Origin of the sequence: Aristaeella hokkaidonensis, from assembly GCF_018128945.1 — a bacterium.
In the GTDB taxonomy this organism is placed as follows: Bacteria; Bacillota; Clostridia; order Christensenellales; family Aristaeellaceae; genus Aristaeella; species Aristaeella hokkaidonensis.
This window is the reverse complement of the sequence record NZ_CP068393.1, coordinates 2,535,705-2,556,167: the sequence shown is the minus strand read 5'-3', so window position 1 is coordinate 2,556,167 and position 20,463 is coordinate 2,535,705. Positions and strand designations below refer to the sequence as shown.

Below are 20,463 nucleotides of genomic sequence, written 5' to 3'. Positions count from 1 at the left end.
CTTCTTACAGATAAGGCCTTGGGTCGGTGATTTTTCCATTCAGCAGGCTGGCGGCCACGGCAGCCGGGGAGGCCAGGTAGAGACTGGCTTCCTTGGAACCCATGCGTCCGGGGAAATTCCGGTTGGTGCTGGTGATGCAGACCTCGCCGGGGGCGAGAATCCCCTCGTGTACACCAAGACAGGCAGCACAGCCCGGAGCGGTAATGGTGGCACCGGCCTTCATCAGGTCCTGGATATAGCCTTCCTGAATACACTTTTCCAGCACTTCATTGGAGGCGGGAACGATGATCAGCCGGGTGTACGGCGCGATATGCTTTCCTTTCAGGATCCCGGCGGCAGCGGCGATATCCTCTTCACGCCCGCCGGTGCAGGAGCCGATGTATCCCTGATCCAGTTTCACTTCTTTTTCTGAGATGACTTCGCTCAGAGGATGAACATTTTCCACGCTGTGGGGGCAGGCCAGTTCCGGTTCCAGCCGGGAGACGTCAAACACATGCGTTTCCGCGTACTCATATCCCGGATCGGTATACTGCACCTCGAAGGGACGAACCGCCCGGGCGGAGACGTAGTCGAGAACGTCCTGGTTGGGCTGCATATAGGCGGTTTTGGCGCCCATTTCTACCGCCATGTTGCAGATGGTCATGCGGCCGGCTACATTCAGTTTTTCCACGTAGCTGCCGGTAAAGTCGATTGCTTTGTAGACCGCGCCGTCCGCCCGGATTTTTCCGAGTACGGCCAGGATCACATCCTTGGGATAGACACCCTTTGGGGCTTCTCCTTCCAGCCGGACCTCAATAATCTCAGGCACACGGAACCACAGTTCACCGGTCATCAGGATTGTGGCCATATCCGTGGCGCCGCAGCCGGTTCCCATTGCGCCGAAGGCACCATGGGTCGTGGTGTGGGAATCCGTTGCGACCACGATCATCCCCGGATAGATCACGCCGGCTTCCGGCATTACCTGGTGGCAGACGCCGCAATTGGTATCAAAATGGAAGCGCAGGTCGTTCTTCTGTGCGAACTCCCGCATTTCCCTGTGGTTGGAGGCGCTCTTTACATCGGGGCAGGGGGCGTAATGGTCGAACACGAAAGCACAGCGCTCCCGGTCCCAGACTTTTTCGCCGCCCATTTCATAAAAGGAATAGACGGTCTGCAGGTATAGGTCGTTGATCTCAGCAAAGTCCACCTTGGCGGTCACAATCTCACCGGTGCGGACGCTTTCCCGTCCGCTGTTCCGGGCGAGGATCTTCTCAATAGCGTGCATGGGTCATTCCTCCTTTGATATCATCTTTTCATGTTTAATCGTAAAACGTATATCGTATATCGTATACGATTTAACCACGACAAGGGTAACATGAAGCAGGATTATTGTCAACACTTTTCCTATTAATTATATATTATTAAGAATAATGAAGGTTTTCCCTTGCAAAAAAGAAAAGGAGTGGATATAATTTAATTGGTATATCGTATACGATTATTGGAGGGCTTATGAATCAGCTGTCGTTGATGCCGATCAGGGTGCGGATTGCTTCAGAACTTCGGAAAGCAATTTATGCGGGAGAGTACAAAAGCGGGGATGAACTGAGCCTGACGGACGTGGCGGCCCAGCTGGGCGTCAGCCGTACACCTGTCCGCGAAGCTTTTCAGGAACTGGAGTCGGAAGGATTGATCACCCTGCGGATGAACCGGGGCGCTGTGGTCAATACCATTGACCGTAAGTTTGTCCGGGATATTTTTGAAATGCGCCGCCTGCTGGAATCGGAGGCGGTGGCCAGAGCGGCTGGTAACGGGATGGAAACAGGACGTCTTCTGGAACGGCTGTATGATCTCCGTGATCATATTACGGAGGTGAGCCGGAGTGCCTATGAGCTCCTGAACCAGGATATCCATACCGCTATCTGGACGGCAGCGGGCAATCACCAGCTGCAGAAGTACCTGATGGAGATCTGGAATGGCCCCAGTGTAGCGGGCAGTGCGGAGGACATCCTGGAACACTACCGGAATTCCACGTTTGAACATATCTCGATTCTGCAGTTTATCCGGGACGGCATGGCTGAGGAGGCCCGCCGGGCTATGGAACTGCATATCACCCGAAGCATGGCCAATATGCTGGCCTTCTATCCGGAGACTGAGAAGGAGTGACAGAAAATGCTGGAAAGCTTTATGGTTGCCTTCAACGCGGTAGGACCGTTCCTCATTCTGCTGGGGATCGGCTTCGCGGCAGTCCGGCTGAAGTTGACGGACCGGCCGTTCATGGACCGGCTGAACGCGCTGAATTACCGGCTCTTTTTTCCCTTCCTGATGTTCAATAATGTTTACAGTGCGAAACCGGAGAACATGCCCTCTGTCAAGCTGATGCTCACGGGCTCGCTTTCTGTTATCCTTCTGGTTGTCCTGCTGGTCATGATCGTTCCCCGGATTGTGAAGGAGAATCCCCGCCGGGGTGTGGTGATCCAGGGTATCTTCCGCAGCAATTTCATCATCTACGGCATCCCGCTGACCACCTATGTTTTCGGCGCGGAGAAATCCTCTGTCTGCGGCATGATGATCATGATCATGGTTTCCATCTTCAATATCGCGGCGGTCATCGTGCTGGAACTGTTCCGGGAGGGCGGAAAGATCCGGCCCGGTGCGCTCCTGCTGGGCATTGTGAAAAACCCGCTTCTGCAGGGCTGCGTTGTCGGACTGCTCTTTTACCTGCTGCAGATCCGGCTGCCTTCCTTCATTGCCACGCCCGTGTCCTCGCTGGCGGGGGCGGCAACGACCATTGCCCTGGTGGTGCTTGGCGCGAACCTGAAGTTTGATGAATTGAAAAAGAACAGCCGGACAATCAGCGCTGTGCTGGTCATCCGGCTGATCCTCCTGCCGGTTGTAATGGTGGCTTTTGCTTATCTGATCGGCCTGCGGGGCGTGGAGCTGTTCCTGATCCTGATGATCTTCGGTACTCCTGTCGCCACTTCCTCCTATCCCATGGCCCAGAATATGGGCGGGGACGGACAGCTGGCAGGGCAGCTGGTCTTTGTCAGTACCGTGGCATCCCTCGCGACCATCTTTGTCTTTATCTTTACGCTGTCCCGGCTGGGACTGCTTCTGTGAAAAATGAAAAACGAAGTTTACCGTGCGCTCCCGGTAAGCGTCCCGCTTCCGGGAAGGGTCAGGGTGCTCACGGTGGCGCTGCGGGCGACGTTCAGCAGGGAGGTTTCCAGCTGTACCTGCAGCAGGGCGTTGTTGTCTTCCAGGGAGGCAATGCCTTCAGAAAGCTGGCCGATCCGCTGTCCGCCGGCGTTCAGCGCCTGCAGGTCAGAGAACAACACCCCGAAGAACAGGATCATAACCAGTGCCAGCGTAATCAGCAGCACGTCCCACCGGATGCCGCGGGAAGAAAAAACGGGCAGGGCGTGGACGGTTTCCGTGACGACGCCCCGATTCCGGGAACCTGCGTTCAGTCCTCTGGTCCAGTCCTGTACCTGCCTGGAAGAATAAGGGGGAGAAAGCTGCTGCCGGCCGGGGACAGAAAACATGCCTTCCTGCTGTGGAAGGGCATATCCCTGTATGCTGTTCATACGACGAACTGCCAAAGCTGCTTCCCCATTTCGTTTGTGGTTTTCTGGGCGATATTATACCATATATTGTGGATTATGTTATTACTTTTTTGTTAATAATCCGTACAAATTCGTTACCGGGAAAGCGCTTTGAACGAGTCCGGAGTTATTTCCTGACCTCTGTATACAAGGCTGCACAACGTTCGGATCGAAAAAGATGTAACAGCGGTGTAAAATGTACGCAGAAAAGAACAAAAAATAGACAAAATAGTCAAAACCCCCTTGACACGCCTTTCGAACCGTTGTATAGTCTACGCAATTCTTAAAGAAAGGAGCTCTTCCAATGAGGAATGCAAGGATGATTAAGAACCTGCTGACTAAGCGTGAGACTAAGTTCATATCCATCGGATCTGTGTCCGCCAGGCTGAAGAGCTCCGGAGTATAATTCCAGGCTCTGCTCAGTTTATACGGCCGCTTATCCGAATGGGTAAGCGGCCTTTTTATACTCCGCATTCTTCCGGAAACCGGGAACGACCCGGGTGAAACCAGGAATTTTCACGACGTATATCAGGAAAGGATTGGATTGATTATGAGGATTATTACAGCAAGACGGATCTGGCTGCTGTTGAGGAATAATAAAGCTGTGAGACATTTCGGGACGGTTATTGACCGAACCCAGGGAGAGTAAAACCTGAAGGATCAGAACGATAGCCTGTCTTAAATGATACAAGCTGCCATACCGGCAGGGATAACAGCCTGAGTCAACGAAGCTGGACGGAATCCGGCACATCAGACGGTGTGTTTCGTCTACCCAAAAAACAGATAATTGGGCCCGCATTGCAGCGGGCATGAAAGAAAAGAGGTAATTGATTATGATGCATTGTTGGAAAAATATCGGCCCTGAATGGAAGACTGAAGATGTGCTTCAGGTCCGTGAAATACTGAAGGATGAACATATCCCCTTTAAGATGCCTTTCTCGGACATCTTTTTCGTAAACATCTTCCACACGCCCGCGGAAGATAAAAGATGGACGGTTATGGTTCGGGAAAAGGACTGGGAAAAGGTTGTCCGTATGCTGATCAAAGAAGAACTGATCCGCGGGGCGGAGCTTGAAATCTGCCCTGTCGAAACCGGCCCGGAACCTGAGCGGGCCTTTCCCTTCGGCACCCCTGTTCCCTCCCGCTGAGTGAAGGGATGGAAAGGGCAAAAACCGTTTTTGTACAGGCAGAAACGGTTTTACTCTTTTGCGGGCTGTCTGCTCTGTGCTACAATATTTGCAGATAACCGGGATTTTACGCACCGGGTACCGGTGAATATGCCCAGAAAGGATCATGCCGGACTGTGACGTATATACTGAACAGGCATTTCATCACGATCTTCCTGATCGTGGGGTTTGCCATGAAGCTTCGCAGCCAGAGGCGCGCAGGGGATACCAACCTGCGCTATTTCTGGCTGACGGTCTTCAGTGCCATTGTCCTGGTCGCGGCGGATTCCCTGGACGTTTGGGCTCAGCAGGAACAGGACAGATATGTTCTTCGACTTGTATTCTCGGTGATTGGCTATGTAATGCGTCCGGCAGCGGCGATGAGCATTGCCCAGATTGTTTATCCGAAGGAAAAACGGCCTTTCTATCTGTGGATTCCGTTTATCCTGAACGCACTGATATACTGCTCGGCCTTCTTCTCTCCGATTTCCTTTGAGATTACGGAGCAGAACCGGTTTGTCAGGGGACCGCTGGGTCTGACTGTGTTCAGCATCTGCTTCTTCTATATTGTTTTTGCTGTGCTGACTACCTGGGCGCGGTTCAGGTATGAGGTCCGGCCGCGGGACCGGTATGTGCTTTATATCTGCGCGATTGCCTGCCTGGTGGCGGCACTGCTGGACTGGGAAATGGATACGGACCACGTCAACGCAGCGATCATGATCAGCAGCATATTCCTGTATATGTTCATCTGGTTCTATGATACGAACCGGGATCCGCTGACGCGGCTGCGGAACCGTCTTGCGTTTTATGAGGAATCCGAGCGGTACGCTCCGCTGGTTTCTGCGGTGGCCTCTGTGGATATGAACGGGCTGAAGGAGCTGAACGATACCAAAGGCCACGAGGCGGGAGACGAAGCGCTGAAGGCCATCGGCAAAAGTATGGAGGAAATTGCCGGCCGGAGAATCATGGCGTACCGGATCGGCGGGGATGAATTTGTGCTGCTGTATATCCGCCAGGATGAAACGGTGGTGCGCGATACCATGTACGGCCTGAAGAACCTGATCAAAGAGCGGGGATATTCTGTTTCCGTAGGATATTCCATGCGCAGCGGCCGGGAGGATACGGTCTCGGATATGCTCCGCAGGTCGGATGAATGGATGTACGCGGATAAGGCGGAATACTACCGGCAAAACGGCCGGGACAGGAGAATCAGGGAACCGGAAGATACAGCAAAAGGAGCGGATCAGTGATCCGCTCCTCTTCCGTTTATGTCAGTATTTCTTCCGGATATGGGCGAAGGCCGCAAATCCGGCAATGATCTGGAGAACCAGCAGCCCGGCCAGGATAAGGATTGTGAAGGTATGCTTTTCGGTTACCCCGGCGGCATATAGCACTGTAAGAATGAGCATGGTGCAGACGATGAGCAGCAGGCCGATGATGTAGCCGATGCGGCCGGCCTTGTCCATCATCATCCGGTTCAGTTCGTCATGCTGCGCGATTTCCTTGTTCTCCTGCAGCTCTTTCAGTTTATCTGCCTGTGCAGGAGAAGACCAGTGGAACCAGCTGATCACCTTGCCGATGCCCAGGCACAGACCCGCTCCGGCAATGCCCCAGAAGATTCCGTCAAAAGAAGTTTCCGTCAGGAACGCGGCCGCGAGTGCGGCGGCTCCCGCCAGCGTCAGGATAATTCCTGTAATCAGTTCACTTTTTTTCATGGTTGTTCCCTCCATCCCGTATAAAGATTTCCTCAATAGGCTTTCCGAAAAAGTCGGCTATGTCAAAGGCCAGATCCAGGGAAGGGTTATACCGCCCTGTCTCAATGGAACTGACGGTCTGCCGGGATACGCGGATCGCGCGGGCAAAATCCTCCTGGCTCAGTCCCCGTTCCTTGCGGAATTGTTCAACCCGGTTGTCCAACAGCTTTCACTCCTTTCGTGTGATGTAAAGGTTCCTTTACATAACAAAGCATAACATACCCTTTCGGGTATGTCAAGCTTCCTTTACATTTTTTTATTCTTCGTTGACCACGTTCCGGGCCCAGAAGTCGGATTTAAGCATAATCAGGCCGATCATGACCTTCAGGATATCCACAAACTGTACGCAGAAGTAAACCTGCGTGATGGTCAGTTCCGTAAACCGGGTCAGGCAGAAGGCCAGGGGCACTGCAATCACCCAGGTGTAGACGGCGTCAAACAGGAAGGTAATGACCGTCCGTCCGCCGGAACGAATGGTGAAATAGGTCACATGCGCGAAGGAATGAATCGGCAGGGCGCAGCCGGCGATCATCAGCAGCTGCCGGGTCAGGTCCCGTACTTCCTCACTGACGTTGTAGAGCCGGGGTACCAGCGGGGCGGCGAGAACCATGCTCACGCCGATGATGACGTGAATCACTTCGGTCAGGAAGATCAGCTTCCGGTCCACGTCCCGGGCCTCTTCCATCTTGCCCGCGCCCAGGCGCTGTCCCACCATGATGGCTACGGCGCTTCCCATGCCCATCATGATGACGCTGAACAGGTTCCAGGCGGTGCCGTTGATGTTCAGCGCTGCCACGGCGTTCAGTCCGCGGGAGGAGTAGAACTGGGTGATAAAGGTCATACCCAGGGACCAGAGAATCTCGTTGATCAGCAGGGGCGTTGCCGTGCGAAGGATCTTCATGGCCAGGGAACCCGGCACATACAGGCTCTTGTAAGCGCCCGCAAAGAAAGGATATTTATCTGTATGCCTGTGGGCGTGACTGGCTACGATCAGCAGTTCCACATACCGGGAGACGACCGTCGCGATGGCAGCGCCCTGTACACCCATGGCGGGAACGCCCAGATGACCGAAGATCAGGACCCAGTTGCCGAACAGGTTGGTCAGGATGGCACAGATTCCGGCAAACATCGGCGCCCGGGTTTCGCCGGCTTCCCGCAACGTACCGGCATAGACCTGTACCAGCGCGAAGGGCGGCAGCCCCCACAGCATGATGTTCAGGTAGTCGCAGCCGCCGCGCTGCGTCAGGGCCAGGTCGCCGCCGTTGCTTTCACCTTTCAGGAAGGCAGCAATAAAGCTTTCCCCGAAAAACAGGTAGACCAGGATGGCCGCGGCGCTGATCAGCACGCCGAAGTACATCTTGCACCGGAAAGTATAGCGCATACCGTCCGTGTCGCCCTTGCCGAAGAACTGGGCGCCGTAGATGCCGGCGCCGCTCATGCCGCCGAACACGGCCAGGATGAACACCAGCATCACCTGGTTCGCGATGGATGCGGCGGAAATGGCTTCCGTGCCGAGGCTTCCGACCATGATGTTGTCCAGCAGGGACACAAAGGAAGTGATAAACTGCTGGATCACGATGGGAATCAGCAGGGTGACGACGCTTTTATAGAAGGCCTTGTTGCCGATAAAACGAGAAAACATAAATACCTCAATTCATAATTCATAATTATATGAACCTTTATCTTCCCGGGAGGGTGCCGGAAAAGATAATATCCCTGAGCGGGATTACGGGATATTGTACATGAGCGGCATATGAAGGTCAATCATCTATTAGTACATTTTTCTGTATACATTTATTCATACTGCTGGTATGGGTATCCGTTATTATGAATTATGAATTGTGAATTATGAATTGTGAATTATGAATTGACAGGAAAAATACAGGCTGAAAGCCTGTATTTTTCCTGTCGTCCGTTTGTACCGCTGTGCCGTTCATGGTATAATAAACCGTTATTGTAAACGGCGGGGAGGATCCTGCCGGGCCGGAGGAAATCATGCGCTTAAAGAAGCTGGAGCTCTACGGATTCAAGTCCTTTCCGGAGCGGACTGAGATTGTCTTCAAGGAAGGCATCACCGCGATCGTGGGACCCAACGGATCCGGAAAAAGCAATATAGGCGACGCAGTGCGCTGGGTGCTCGGTGAGCAAAGCGCGAAAATCCTGCGCGGCGCCAGCATGCAGGACGTGATTTTCGGCGGCACACAGCGCAGAAAGCCCCTCAGTTACTGTGAAGTTTCCCTTGTCTTTGACAATGAAGATAAAAGCCTTCCCCTGGACTATGCGGAGATTCAGGTGACCCGCCGGGTTTACCGCAGCGGGGAAAGCGAATATTTCCTGAACCGCTCTTCCTGCCGCCTGAAGGATGTCGTGGATCTGTTCCGCGATACCGGTATCGGCAAGGAGGGCTATTCCATTATCGGCCAGGGCCGCATTGATGAAATCCTGTCCCGCAAGGGAGAGGACCGCCGCCAGGTCTTTGAGGAGGCCGCCGGTATCGTCAAGTTCCGTGCCCGCAAGGAAGAGGCGGACAAGAAGCTGGCCCGTACCCAGGAAAACATTTCCCGGGTGGATGACCTGCTGGATGAACTGAAGCACCGCCTCGGCCCGCTGGAAGAGGACGCGAAGAACGCCCGGGTTTACCTGGACCTGTCCGCCCGGCTGAAGGTGCTGGACCTGAACCTGTTCCTGGTCCGCTCGGATAAGATGGAAGCGAAACTCCGGGAGTCGGATCATGACCTGCAGAACATGCAGGCTGTTCTGACGCAGAACGAGGAGAACCTGAAAGCCAGGACGGAGGAACGGGATATCCGCCAGGCGGAGATCCAGGACCTGGATGAAAAGATCGCGTCCGCCCATAACGCCCTGATGGAGGGCATGGAAACGGTTCACCGGGCGGAGAACGCCTCCCGTGAAGTGGAGGAGCGCCGGAACCGCCGCCAGGAGGACCGTCAGCGCATCGGGGAGGAACTGAAGGACGCGGAGGAGCGGATCGCGGAGCTGGACGCCATGGCGTCCGAATCCTCCGGCGGCAGCGAAACCCGCAGCGCCTCGCTGGAGAAGCTGACTGCCCGACTGGAAGCCGCAAAGGCGGCGGAGGAGCAGGCCCGGGCGGAGGAAGCTGAAAAAGAGAAAATCCTGGAAGAACATAAGAATGAGATGCTGGAGGCGGTGAACCGCCGTGCCGCGGCCCTGAGCGATCAGACCCGTCTGACTACGATGCTCAACGCCATGGAGACCCGCCTGCAGGAAATCACAGTTTCCTGTGAGGAGATGCGGAAAGAGGAAACGGATCTCGCCGCTGCTGTGACAGATGCCCACGGGCGCCTGGAAAAGGAAACCGCGGAGCAGGATCGTCTGTCCGCTTCCCTGCAGGAAGCCCGCACCGGACTGGAAACCGCGGACGCGGAAGTGATCAGCGCCCGGGCGGCTTATGATACAAAGCTGGCGGAGATGCGGGAAATGGAAGCTCGCCAGAAGATCCTGGAGGATCTTTCCCGGGAGATGGAAGGTTATTCCCATGCCGTGCGCCGCGTGATGCACCGGGCGCGGGACCGGGAGGACAACCGGATCCGGGGTCCCATCAGCCAGCTGATTTCCGTCCCGGAAAAATATGAAACTGCCATGGATATGGTGCTCGGCAACACCCAGCAGCATATCGTTACCGAGGATGAGGAAACCGCCAAGGAACTCATCGAATTCCTGCGTGAAAGAAAAATGGGCCGGGCCACCTTCCTGCCCATGACGACGGTCAGGCCGCGGCTGCTGACCCCGCAGGAGCAGGAAGTCCTGTCCATGCCCGGGTGCCTGGGCGTGGCTTCCGACCTGGTATCCTGTGACGAGGATTACCGCGGGATTGTGGAGAACCTCCTGGGCCGTACGGTGGTCGCGGAGGATCTTGCTTCCGGTATTCCCATCATGCGCAGGGGCGGACATGCCTTCCGGCTGGTGACACTCAAGGGAGACGTTATGCACTCCGGCGGTTCCATGACCGGCGGTTCCGTTTCTTCCAACAATGTAAACCTCTTCACCCGGGAACGGGAACTGAAGGAACTGACAGGGAAGCTTTCTGCCGGACAGGATGAGCTTGAGGCACTGCTGAAGCAGATGCAGGACGGCCAGAAGCGGAAGGATGAGCTCAAATCCCGTTCCGCTGACGCGCTGGAAGAACTGCACCAGCAGGAAATCGCCGTTGCCCGGGAAACCGAGCGCGTGCAGAACGCGGAAGCGGAAGCGTCCACCCATGCCATGCGGCTTCATGAATCCGAGGCAGCCCGGGAGCAGCTCATGGAGTCCATGATGCAGATCCGGGAGCAGCTGTCCATGGCCGCGGACAGCACGGAGCAGACGGACAAGACCCGTGATGAGATGGAAGCGCAGGCGGCACAGCTGCAGCAGGCGCTGACAGAAGCCCGGAAAAAGACAGAGGAGCGGGCGGAGGAAACCCTGCGCCTGACCCTGGAAACGAATGACCTGAGGCACGAGCTGGAAACCCTGCAGCGGGATCGTGCCCGTTATGAGCAGGACCGGAAGCGGATGACCGCGGAGCAGGAACGCCGCCGGAAACAGCTGGCGGAAATGGAAGCGGCGGAAGCCGGAGATCTGGAAGCCGCGGCCGCAGCGGAAAAGGAACTGGAGCAGGGCCGTCTGGAGCAGGCGCGCCGGGAGCGGATCTCCCATGCACTGGAAGAGGACCGGGCCGGAAAACAGGAGATGCTGAAGGAAATCCTTTCAGATATAGAAGGCCTGCATCAGTCCCGCCAGCGGGATACGGACCGGGCGCACCGGCTGGAACTCAGCCGTGCCCGTACGGAAGGCGACCTGAAGGCGCTGCGTGACCGGATCTGGAACACATATGAAATCACCTATGCCGGAGCGGAAGAGTTCCGGATCACCGAAGGCTTCAGCCTGACCGAGGCGGACCGCGAAGCGGCCCAGCTGTCCGCGGAAATCCGCGCTCTCGGCCCGGTCAACGTCCGGGCGGTGGAGGAATACGCGGATACCAAAGCCCGTGCGGATGAAATCATCGCGCAGCGGGAGGACCTGGAGAAGGCGGAACAGGATTTGAAGGACCTGATTGCCCGCCTGCTGGCCGGTATGAAGGAAACCTTTGTGGAGCAGTTCACGCTGCTGCAGGGCTATTTCTCGGAAACCTTTGTCCGTCTTTTCGGCGGCGGCCATGCCGAGCTGATCCTGATGGATCCCTCGGATCCCCTGAACTGCGGCATTGAAATCAATGCCCAGCCTCCGGGCAAAAAGCTGCAGCTGCTGTCGCTGCTTTCCGGCGGCGAGCGGACCCTGACAGCTATCGCAATCCTGTTTGCCACCCTGAAGCTGAAACCGACGCCCTTCTGTATCCTCGACGAAATCGAGGCCGCGCTGGACGACGCGAATATCGGCTATTTCGCTGATTACCTGGCGGAGTATTCCGCTTCCACCCAGTTTGTGGTCATTACCCACCGGAAGGGAACCATGGAACGGGCAAACGGCCTGTATGGTGTGGCCATGGAAGAGCAGGGAGTCAGCAGAATGGTTTCCGTTTCCCTGCAGGATTACCGGGAAGCATAAGCATTCGTTGACAAGGCTGATGCAGATCATGAAATGAAGGAGGCGCACATGAAAAAGAGTCTGACCGCTCTGCTGGTACTGATATTGATGGCTGTTCTGTGCGCCTGTGCCGGCGCGGAAGACGCCGGGAAAACAGATCTGTTTGATCTGTGGGATTACGGCGGCGAAAGTATGACCTGGGTGGCCTCGGTGGTTCCCGTGAATGAAGGCACCGTCATGACGTCGCCGGCCGTGCTTCCGGAAAACACGGAGCATCTGGCGGTTTCGGACGGGAAGAACTTCTGGGAAGTGCAGGCCGTCCTGCAGGATGACGACGGTCTGCTGGCCATGGTCTTCTATGATTCGACGGAAACGCCCGAGCGCTGTGAACCCTGGACGCTCCTGAAGCTTGGAACCAGCGCGGATGTTGAAGACTGCGTTGTCCGGAGCGGGGACGCCTTCGGATCCCGGGTGAACCGGGGAGTGCAGTACGCACAGGAGATCATGCGGGAGCGCCGCTTTGAGGTGCTTTCCCTGACGGGCCCTGCCGCGCTGGGAAGCCCTGTGCTGACAACGGACGGCCAGCTGGCGGGAATCGTTGTGGCGGAATGGGCTGAAGGCGACAATCAGGTGCTGGCTGTGACACCGGAGGAGATTATTTATACCTGGTACCGGGTTTCTTCCCTTCTGAAGAACCTGCCGGACTGGCAGGATATGCCCGCCGGGATGGATGTGACGATTCAGCAAAACCAGGTGACTTTTGACTGGACGGAAGATATGAAACTTCCGGAAACGGCGGAAGGGGAAAGCCTGTACCTGGTTGTGGTGGATACGGGCAATGACTTCTTTCGGTATAATCTGGTAAATCCGGGGCAAAATTCCCTGTCGCTGCTCCTGACGCCGGGCAGGTTCTATTTTGCAGGCTTTGTTGCTTCGGCAGGAGCGCCTGAGGAGTTTCCTGAAACCTATGCGACTTTCAGCGTGCCGGCAGCGAAGCCCCTGACAGAATATGGTTTCCATCCGCTGGTAACTGCCATTGCGGAAGCGCCGGAAGGCGGCCTGCAGGAGAATGAAGCGCCTGTTCCGGTCACAGAGGTGACGGAGGAGCTGCTGCGCAGCGGCCGGGCTTATTTCTATTCTTCCTCAGCCTATGAAGTCACGGAAGACGTGACGAATCAGACGCTGGTGATCACGCTGACAGCTCCGGACGGCGTCTGCTACAGCCATAATACCGGATGGTCCTACCTGAAGGAGTGCATGGCGGAGGATACCTGGTATCTGTCTCTGAAGGAAATCGGACTGACAGAAGGGCTGGAACAGAAGAACTATCCTGAAGGAATCTATCGTGTTGCTTACTACGTGAACGGTTATCTGGCCGACACGTTTGAATTTGAACTCAAGTGAGGGGGTCTTTCCCATGCCTAATTTTTCTCTGGACGATGAGGTTTTTTTCCGCGCCGCGGAAAAGTTTCCCACACCCTTCCATCTGTATGATGAGCAGGGAATCCGCCTCCGGGCGCGCCGGCTGAAGGCAGCCTTTGCCTGGTGTAAGGATTTCAGGGAATACTTTGCCGTCAAGGCGCTTCCGAATCCCACGGTACTGCGGATCCTGAAAGAAGAAGGCTGCGGCCTGGACTGCTCTTCCGCTACGGAACTGACGCTGGCCAAGGCCTGCGGTTTTTCCGGCGAAGAGATCATCCTGTCCGCCAACGCCATGCCGCCGGAAGAATTTGCCCAGGCCCGGGCACTCGACGCTTTTATTAACCTGGATGACCTTTCAGACGTTGAACTGCTGCGGACCAACGGCGGCTTCCCGTCCTGCGTCTGCCTGCGCTACAATCCCGGCGGACAGTTCTCCATCGGCAATACGATCATGGGAAATCCGGGTGAAGCGAAATACGGCATGACCCTGCCCCAGCTGAAGGAAGCCCTGACCGTGCTGAAAAAGGAAGGGGTCACTTCCTTCGGCCTGCACGCTTTCCTGGCGTCCAATACCATTGACCCTGCCTACTATCCGGGACTGGCGGAGCTGCTCATGACCCTGGGCCGTGACCTGGCGGCGGAGCTCGGCATGAAGTTCGCCTTTGTGGATCTGTCCGGCGGTATCAGCATTCCTTACAAGCCGGAGGATCAGGAACCGGATATCGAACAGGTGGGTGAAGGCGTCCGGAAGGTTTATGAAAAACTTTTCCCCGAAGGCGGCGTCGCCATCAAGACGGAACTGGGCCGCTGGATGACCGGTCCCTGCGGCTGGCTGGTGACTCATGCGGTGCATGAAAAAAAGATCTACCGGGATTATATCGGCGTGGACGCCTGCGCGGTCAACCTGATGCGTCCGGCAATGTACGGCGCGTATCATCATGTGACCGTCTGCGGCAAGCGGGATCTTCCCGCGGACCACGTTTACGATATTACCGGCAGTCTTTGTGAGAACAATGATAAGTTTGCCTGGGAACGGAAGCTTCCGGAGATTAAGATAGGAGACCTGCTCCTGATTCATGATACCGGTGCCCACGGCTCCGCCATGGGCTATAACTACAACGGCCGCCTGCGCGGGGCCGAAGTGCTGTATACTGCGGACGGGGATTACCGGCTGATCCGCCGGGCCGAAACCGCGGCGGATTACTTTGCCACCCTGGATGTGGATCCGGCTTACAGTACGATTTCTCCCGGGCGGTAACCCCGGGGCAGCTCTTCCTCTTCCACGAAGGGAAGGCTTTCATCCTCCAGCGTCGGCAGGAATGCCTCGTAGGGGATGCATTCAATTTCACGTCCGTAAACGCTCCGGCCGAACCAGCCGCCCTCCCGGGCTGCCAGGTTCAGGTCGCGGGCGATTTTTGTTTTATTGCTGCAGTCGTGCACGGTGATGGGCCACTTTTCTTCCGCTGCGGTTTTCATGACCTGCAGGGTCAGATCTCGGCTGATGATGGGACTCAGGTAGCCCATCCGGCAGAAGTACATCGGCTCCCCGAAGTAGTTGGGCAGGTTGTTGTCGTTCAGATGCAGTTCCGCACAGTTCATAAAGTCGATTCCCGTTGCGAGGATCTTCTCTTTTTTACTGTTCAGGGCCTTGAAGAATTCCCTTGTCATGGGCGTCTCGATGCCTACCCGGGGAATGTATTTCTTTGCGATGGCCATGGCGTCGATGACCTTGTCCGCGGCGCCGCTGGCACCCAGGTTGAAGCGCAGCTCATCCAGTCCGGCTTCGCCCAGGGCTTTCAGGTTTTCCTCATTTGCGTTGACACCGTTGGTGTACATATGCTGGTGTACGCCTGCTTCGCGGAAGCGGCGGATAATGCCGTAGTACTTTTCAATTTCCATGAAGGGCTCCAGGTAGACGTAGGCGATGCCTGTAGGTTTTCCCTGCAGGGCAAACAGCAGAGGCAGATCCTCTTCCTGGTACCGTCCGCCGCCGATTTCCCACAGCCCTTCGCCGATGGGCTCGATCTCATCCAGCATGCCGTAGTCATAGCAGAAGGGACAGGCAAGGTTGCAGCGGTTGGTTTTGCGCACCGCGGAAAGCCCTGTTCCCAGCAGGCAGCTGCGGCAGCCGGCGGGGAAGCTCTCCTCCGGCCCGACAAACAGGGTGCAGGCGGGAAGGTCGGGTGTCCACGGCTGAACGCCTGCTGTTCCCGGCATGATGGCTTTCAGGCCGGGGATGGCGGCCAGGGCTTCTTTCCGGCGTTTTTCCACAGCGGTTTCAATCTGGCTGAATGCGGCCAGGGAGATCTCCTGCTGACGGCAGCCGAGGGGTTCGTCACCGGGGAGTTCCGCGAAAAACCGGAACCAGGTCAGAGCGTCTTTTTTGGAAATTTTCATGGGCTTTCTGTCCTTTCAGATGTTACAGAATCATTGCGTTTTTATTGACAAAATCGGCATATTCCGGTATCATTAACCTGTTTGAATCAGTCCGGCATACAGGCCGGAAGGCCGGAAACTGAAGGGAGAACACGTAGGGATGAAACGGAGGAATCAGACCCGGGGGAAGCTGTTTTTGCTGACGCTCTGCGTTTGTTTCTTCCTGTGTGTTTGTGCTGCCGCCCTGGCTTCCGGGGTTGAAACGGATGAGGACGGCGGCATCTGGGATTACAATAAAGGAACCTATACAGATCCAACCGGTAAGGTGCATGAGATTACGCCCGGCGGCGTAAAGGAAGACAATCCCGGCTCCAGCACCGTGGATAATCCGGACGGCAGCAAAACCGTTGTTACCACAGATAAGGATCCGGTGAAAAATGCGGACGGCGGCATGGAAGTGGAATCCGGGCAGATCCAGAGCACGGATCCGGAAGCTACGCGTGCTCCGCTTACAGGAGAAGAGTGGAATGCGCTGCTGGACAGCGTGGCTGCCAAAAACGGAATGGAAACACCGACGGTTTGGACGGATCCTGCCACGGGGGAAGTTCATTCCGTACAGGTAAAATACATGGGTATCGGCCGCTCCATGATCGTGGTGAACGGCGAAAGCAAACTGGTGAATACCGTTGACCTGAAGTGGGAAACGACTGCGCCTGAAGACAAGGTGCTTGCGGCGGTCAGCGCGCCGAAACTTGGTTATGCCTGGCTGCGGAAAGATGCAAGCAGCAACATGAAGAATCCGAAGATCCAGCAGATCCGTACGGATACCGTGCTCCGCGTGATCGGCACGGGGAAGAACTGGACCCTGGTGGACTGTGACGGCCTGCGGGGATATGTGCAGACGGCCTCGCTTGAGTTCTTCTGCAATGACCATACGGATTTCGAGGCCGGGGTGATTTCCGTTAAAGGAAAGACCAAAGGCAATGACAGTGTCCATGCCCGATCCCGGGACAGGGGACGCCGCGATCTGGGGGAATATAAGCTGGGAACGCCCATTACCGTCTTTGATATCATTGATGAATGGGCTGAAGTGGATATCTGCGGCTGGCACGGGATGATCCTCAGCAAGTATGTGACGATCATAAACGAATGATCAATTCATAATTCACAATTCATAATTATATTGTCAGCCTGATCCTTTACGGTCAGGCTGATAATATATCTGTGCAATACATAACGTCGGTGGATCACGTGTTCCGGGAAACCGGCAGAAATAATTCTGAATTCTTAATTCTTAATTCTGAATTAATTACCGATGTTCTCAAAGAAGTCATTCTTGGCTTCATCCGGGCCCACGGTTGTGCGGTACAGGCCGAACAGGCTGTTGTCCCAGGGTCCCCAGTCTTCCACATGATAATCCGTAGTCTGCTGGCTGATATGGCAGCGGAAGCCGTCCTCGGCCACCTCGAAGGAGGTTTTCCCGCCGAAGGCTTCCAGCGGCTGGCGCCAGTCCATATCGATCACGTTTTCTTTCCACAGGTGCAGATAGCATTTCGGCGTATCCCAGGTTCCGTATTTTTTGGCGGACTTGGGGAATTTGCTTTCGTTTGCGGCATATTCCACACAATGCATGGCCGCGTCACCGCATACCCGGTGGGCGCCGTGGCCGTATTCACCCTGCAGGTCGTGGGCCAGAAGTACGTCCGGCTGGAAACGCCGGATCCACTCGGTGACCACCTCATAAACATGGTTTTTGCTCCAGTGTTTATACTGCTTGCTCAGCGAATAGGAAAAAGCATCCTTGAAGCTGCCGTAAGCCGGATAGTTCCGTACGCCGCAGGTCCACAGGCAGTCCAGCAGTTCCAGCCGGCGGTAGGGCATGGAGGGAACCATCATGCAGACCTGGCAGATTTTCTTTTCTTCGCCCGCGTACCGGGGCAGCGTGCCGCCGAACCACAGTACCTCGTCGTCCTGGTGGGCTACCAGCAGCATCAGGTCGGCTTTTTCCGCGCAGGGCTGCCACTGCTGTGCTTCCGGCGGCGTTTCGCCGGGACCGTAGATCCGCAGCTCTGCCATGTTGAAGTGACGTCTTTCTCCGGGGGCGTTCCCCACCCGGAAAACGGTGGTGCCTTCCGGCAGCGGCAGGTATTCTGCCAGGTAGTTTCCTTCTGTATGGCCGGCGTCGGTCCAGCTTCCGCTCTCGTCCTTCACCTGTACGCCCCAGGCATGGGGATGTTCATACCATTGTACCATGACGCCGGAAGCGCTCTGGCCGTCGGGTACGGTCACTTCCACATAGCCCTTATCGCCGTTGCTGGTCTTCCAGTAGGTTTTGTAGTTCCGGTCCTTGCAGGCGTTGAAGGATTTCCGGCCGGAGGCGGCATTGAACTTGCAGGAACTTGTGATATCCGCTGCAGGCTCCGCGGCTGCGGCTGTAAAGCAAAAAAGGGCCGCGATCAGCACCATCGCGGCGAAGAGTCCAAGGTGTCTGTACCAACTCTTTGCGCTCAACTCAATACGCTCCATTTATCAATTCATAATTCACAATTCATAATTCATAATGAAAGATGCTTTTGCCTGTTTACACTGAATGGATCGGATTCTGTATATTATCAGGTGAGCTGTCTTCTTTGGTTCACAGTTCATATAATTATGAATTGTGAATTATGAATTATGAATTCCATCTTATCTTCTGACCAGGTGTTTGAATACTTTCTTTACTTTTCCAGGCAGCTTCTGGGCTTTTTGCTGCGCCACGGCGGCTGCCAGCGCGCCTGCCCGGAAAACATTGTTGTCCGGATCCAGTCTTACGGCTTCCCGGAAGGACTGATGGGCGCTGTCGTATTCTTCCATTGCCATCAGGACCTTGCCCTGCATGTAATACCATTCTCCGTCACGCTTCTCACAGCGCACCAGGCTGCGCAGGGCGCCTTCCGGATTATCCTTTGCCATTGCCCGCTGGGCCATCAGGATTGACTCAGCGCTGGAAAGCTCAGGGGTTACTGTATTGACACCGGTCCGCGGGGAGGCCAGGCGCAGGGCTTCTTCATAAGCCAGGTTCAACGCGACCATCCGCGTCTGGGCGGCTTCTTTTTCGGCTGGATCCGTGATCATGTCGGGATGGCACTTTCGGGCCAGTGTCCGGTACGCACTCCGGATCTCATCCGGGGTGGCTAGTCCCTTCAGACCCAGGACCTCAAAGGGATTGTTCATAACATTGCACCTCTCAGGTCACAGGGCGGACTCCCGCCTGATCTCCGCTCCGAGGGAACGGAGTTTGTCTTCAATATGTTCATAACCCCGGTCAATATAGTGGGGTTCATAAATCTCGGAAGTTCCCCTTGCCATCAGGGCGGCCACAATCAGGGCAGCGCCGGCCCGGAGGTCGGAGGCGGTCATCGGCGCGCCGTAAAGCTCCGGTACGCCTTCGATGATGGCGGTGCGGTCCATGACGCGTACATGCGCGCCCATGCGGCGGATTTCATCCAGGTGGCGGAACCGCTGCTCAAAGATGGTTTCTGTCACCAGGCTGGTTCCCTTAGCCGTGGTCAGCAGGGCGCTCATGGGCTGCTGCAGGTCGGTGGGGAAGCCGGGATATACCTGGGTTTTCACGTTGATGGCACGGCGGGGGCCGACCACATGCACCCGGATGGCGTCATCGCTGTCCGTGACCTTCACGCCCATTTCCAGCAGCTTTGCGCTCAGGGCGTCCATATGGGTGGGGATGCAGCCGTCGATAATCACGTCTCCGCCTGTCGCGGCGGCGGCGATCATCAATGTGCCGGTTTCAATCTGATCGGGAATGACGGCGTAGGTGCTGCCGTGCAGGCGCTGCACGCCGCGGATGCGGATAATATCGGTACCGGCACCCTTGATCTTTGCGCCCATACTGTTCAGGAAGTTCGCAAGGTCAACGATGTGCGGTTCTTTTGCCGCGTTGTATATGAAGGTCTGGCCCTTCGCTTTTACGGCGGCCAGCATAACGTTTACTGTGGCGCCGACCGTGACCATGTCAAAGAAAACGTCGCCGCCGGTCAGGGTGCCTTCGGCCGTCAGCATGCCGCCGATTTCTTCAGCTTCCGCGCCGATGGAGCGGAAACCCTTCAAATGCTGGTCCACCGGGCGGGAGCCGATTTCACAGCCGCCGGGGGTGGGAACCCGCGCCTTGCCGCAGCGTCCCAGCAGGGCGCCCAGCAGGTAATAACTGGCACGCAGACGCTGGGCGTTGTGGTAGGAGATCTCCACGCCCTCTGCGGGCCGGGGATCCACATGCATGCAGCGCCCGGGTTCGTAGTCCACTTTCGCGCCAAGCTCAACCAGGATATCCGCCAGCGCGTGGACGTCTTCAATATCGGGAAGATTTTCGATGGTGCAGGGCTCGTCGCTCAGCAGGGTAGCAGGAATTACTGCAACGGCGGTGTTCTTGCCGCCGCTGACCCGGACCTCACCTTCCAGTGCGTGTCCGCCGGTGATCAGCATCCGCTCTTTACCCATCCGGTTTCACTCCTCCGATTCTTTCCTGTTCAATTATTATACACTTTTCGACTTCTGCTGACAAGATGAACGGCTCGTTGCCGGCTGACCGGTTGTATGGTACAATATATCTGTTATGGGAAAAAC

General features: G+C 56.1%; 17 protein-coding genes. 8 read left to right on the top strand and 9 right to left on the bottom strand.

From position 1 onward, the window contains the following. Window positions 1-4 precede the first annotated feature (4 nt). Window positions 5-1,264 carry a 3-isopropylmalate dehydratase large subunit gene (locus tag JYE49_RS11670; protein WP_093957316.1) on the bottom strand — a complete coding sequence of 420 codons (1,260 nt, stop codon included), beginning with the start codon at window positions 1,262-1,264 and terminating at the stop codon, window positions 5-7. A gap of 224 nt (window positions 1,265-1,488) precedes the next feature. Here JYE49_RS11670 and JYE49_RS11665 point away from each other — a divergent pair, with 224 nt between their 5' ends. Both JYE49_RS11665 and JYE49_RS11660 read left to right on the top strand, forming a co-directional pair. Further along, window positions 1,489-2,142 carry a GntR family transcriptional regulator gene (locus JYE49_RS11665; protein ID WP_093957317.1) on the top strand — a complete coding sequence of 218 codons (654 nt, stop codon included), beginning with the start codon at window positions 1,489-1,491 and terminating at the stop codon, window positions 2,140-2,142. A gap of 6 nt (window positions 2,143-2,148) precedes the next feature. Next, window positions 2,149-3,096 (top strand): AEC family transporter, encoded by a 948-nt coding sequence (locus JYE49_RS11660; RefSeq protein WP_093957318.1) that lies wholly within the window; start codon window positions 2,149-2,151, stop codon window positions 3,094-3,096. Window positions 3,097-3,113: 17 nt separating this feature from the next. On the opposite strand, the gene JYE49_RS11655 is transcribed toward JYE49_RS11660, so the two are convergent. Further along, a complete protein-coding gene (locus JYE49_RS11655; protein ID WP_093957319.1) occupies window positions 3,114-3,563 on the bottom strand; it encodes a hypothetical protein in 450 nt (149 codons plus the stop codon). A gap of 851 nt (window positions 3,564-4,414) precedes the next feature. On the opposite strand from JYE49_RS11655, the gene JYE49_RS11650 reads away from it, so the two are divergent. Both JYE49_RS11650 and JYE49_RS11645 read left to right on the top strand, forming a co-directional pair. After that, on the top strand, window positions 4,415-4,729 hold the full coding sequence (locus tag JYE49_RS11650) for a hypothetical protein (RefSeq protein WP_093957321.1): 315 nt from the start codon (window positions 4,415-4,417) through the stop codon (window positions 4,727-4,729). Window positions 4,730-4,884: 155 nt separating this feature from the next. Beyond that, window positions 4,885-5,997, top strand: a complete 1,113-nt coding sequence (locus JYE49_RS11645; protein ID WP_093957322.1) for a GGDEF domain-containing protein — start codon at window positions 4,885-4,887, stop codon at window positions 5,995-5,997. A gap of 21 nt (window positions 5,998-6,018) precedes the next feature. On the opposite strand, the gene JYE49_RS11640 is transcribed toward JYE49_RS11645, so the two are convergent. The 3 genes from JYE49_RS11640 to JYE49_RS11630 all read right to left on the bottom strand — a co-directional run bounded on the left by JYE49_RS11640 (window position 6,019) and on the right by JYE49_RS11630 (window position 8,143). After that, the gene (locus tag JYE49_RS11640; protein ID WP_093957323.1) at window positions 6,019-6,462 is read right to left on the bottom strand and encodes a hypothetical protein; all 444 of its coding nucleotides are present in this window, start codon (window positions 6,460-6,462) and stop codon (window positions 6,019-6,021) included. Further along, window positions 6,449-6,664 (bottom strand): helix-turn-helix transcriptional regulator, encoded by a 216-nt coding sequence (locus JYE49_RS11635; RefSeq protein WP_093957324.1) that lies wholly within the window; start codon window positions 6,662-6,664, stop codon window positions 6,449-6,451. The genes JYE49_RS11640 and JYE49_RS11635 overlap by 14 nt, the downstream gene beginning before the upstream one ends. Before the next feature lie 93 nt (window positions 6,665-6,757). Then, entirely contained in the window at window positions 6,758-8,143 is a 1,386-nt protein-coding gene (locus tag JYE49_RS11630; protein WP_093957325.1) for an MATE family efflux transporter, read from the bottom strand. Window positions 8,144-8,496: 353 nt separating this feature from the next. Between JYE49_RS11630 and smc the strand changes: the two genes are divergently transcribed. Genes smc through JYE49_RS11615 form a run of 3 tightly spaced genes read left to right on the top strand, consistent with a single transcriptional unit; the run spans window position 8,497 to window position 14,725 of the window. Continuing rightward, window positions 8,497-12,066, top strand: coding sequence for a chromosome segregation protein SMC (gene smc, locus JYE49_RS11625; protein ID WP_093957326.1), 3,570 nt, complete (start codon window positions 8,497-8,499; stop codon window positions 12,064-12,066). A gap of 48 nt (window positions 12,067-12,114) precedes the next feature. Beyond that, a complete protein-coding gene (locus tag JYE49_RS11620) occupies window positions 12,115-13,449 on the top strand; it encodes a hypothetical protein (protein WP_093957327.1) in 1,335 nt (444 codons plus the stop codon). 13 nt (window positions 13,450-13,462) lie between these two features. Next, complete coding sequence (locus JYE49_RS11615; RefSeq protein WP_093957328.1) at window positions 13,463-14,725, top strand: diaminopimelate decarboxylase; 1,263 nt, start codon at window positions 13,463-13,465, stop codon at window positions 14,723-14,725. On the opposite strand, the gene JYE49_RS11610 is transcribed toward JYE49_RS11615, so the two are convergent. Continuing rightward, window positions 14,698-15,864 (bottom strand): radical SAM protein, encoded by a 1,167-nt coding sequence (locus tag JYE49_RS11610; protein WP_093957329.1) that lies wholly within the window; start codon window positions 15,862-15,864, stop codon window positions 14,698-14,700. The two genes, JYE49_RS11615 and JYE49_RS11610, sit on opposite strands and share 28 nt — an antisense overlap. A gap of 139 nt (window positions 15,865-16,003) precedes the next feature. Between JYE49_RS11610 and JYE49_RS11605 the strand changes: the two genes are divergently transcribed. Then, complete coding sequence (locus JYE49_RS11605) at window positions 16,004-16,996, top strand: hypothetical protein (RefSeq protein WP_093957330.1); 993 nt, start codon at window positions 16,004-16,006, stop codon at window positions 16,994-16,996. 152 nt (window positions 16,997-17,148) lie between these two features. Here JYE49_RS11605 and JYE49_RS11600 read toward each other — a convergent pair whose 3' ends face one another. The 3 genes from JYE49_RS11600 to murA all read right to left on the bottom strand — a co-directional run bounded on the left by JYE49_RS11600 (window position 17,149) and on the right by murA (window position 20,337). Further along, window positions 17,149-18,354, bottom strand: coding sequence for a PIG-L family deacetylase (locus JYE49_RS11600; protein ID WP_179217327.1), 1,206 nt, complete (start codon window positions 18,352-18,354; stop codon window positions 17,149-17,151). A gap of 174 nt (window positions 18,355-18,528) precedes the next feature. After that, window positions 18,529-19,056 (bottom strand): DnaJ domain-containing protein, encoded by a 528-nt coding sequence (locus JYE49_RS11595; protein ID WP_093957332.1) that lies wholly within the window; start codon window positions 19,054-19,056, stop codon window positions 18,529-18,531. An 18-nt stretch (window positions 19,057-19,074) separates the two neighbouring features. Further along, window positions 19,075-20,337, bottom strand: a complete 1,263-nt coding sequence (gene murA, locus JYE49_RS11590) for a UDP-N-acetylglucosamine 1-carboxyvinyltransferase (protein ID WP_093957333.1) — start codon at window positions 20,335-20,337, stop codon at window positions 19,075-19,077. Window positions 20,338-20,463: the final 126 nt, after the last annotated feature.

Coding starts and splice junctions, on each gene's coding strand:
- JYE49_RS11670 (WP_093957316.1), bottom strand. CDS start 1,264: ATGCACGCTATTGAGAAGATCCTCGCCCGGAACAGCGGACGGGAAAGC.
- JYE49_RS11665 (WP_093957317.1), top strand. CDS start 1,489: ATGAATCAGCTGTCGTTGATGCCGATCAGGGTGCGGATTGCTTCAGAA.
- JYE49_RS11660 (WP_093957318.1), top strand. CDS start 2,149: ATGCTGGAAAGCTTTATGGTTGCCTTCAACGCGGTAGGACCGTTCCTC.
- JYE49_RS11655 (WP_093957319.1), bottom strand. CDS start 3,563: ATGAACAGCATACAGGGATATGCCCTTCCACAGCAGGAAGGCATGTTT.
- JYE49_RS11650 (WP_093957321.1), top strand. CDS start 4,415: ATGATGCATTGTTGGAAAAATATCGGCCCTGAATGGAAGACTGAAGAT.
- JYE49_RS11640 (WP_093957323.1), bottom strand. CDS start 6,462: ATGAAAAAAAGTGAACTGATTACAGGAATTATCCTGACGCTGGCGGGA.
- JYE49_RS11630 (WP_093957325.1), bottom strand. CDS start 8,143: ATGTTTTCTCGTTTTATCGGCAACAAGGCCTTCTATAAAAGCGTCGTC.
- smc (WP_093957326.1), top strand. CDS start 8,497: ATGCGCTTAAAGAAGCTGGAGCTCTACGGATTCAAGTCCTTTCCGGAG.
- JYE49_RS11620 (WP_093957327.1), top strand. CDS start 12,115: ATGAAAAAGAGTCTGACCGCTCTGCTGGTACTGATATTGATGGCTGTT.
- JYE49_RS11615 (WP_093957328.1), top strand. CDS start 13,463: ATGCCTAATTTTTCTCTGGACGATGAGGTTTTTTTCCGCGCCGCGGAA.
- JYE49_RS11610 (WP_093957329.1), bottom strand. CDS start 15,864: ATGAAAATTTCCAAAAAAGACGCTCTGACCTGGTTCCGGTTTTTCGCG.
- JYE49_RS11605 (WP_093957330.1), top strand. CDS start 16,004: ATGAAACGGAGGAATCAGACCCGGGGGAAGCTGTTTTTGCTGACGCTC.
- JYE49_RS11595 (WP_093957332.1), bottom strand. CDS start 19,056: ATGAACAATCCCTTTGAGGTCCTGGGTCTGAAGGGACTAGCCACCCCG.
- murA (WP_093957333.1), bottom strand. CDS start 20,337: ATGGGTAAAGAGCGGATGCTGATCACCGGCGGACACGCACTGGAAGGT.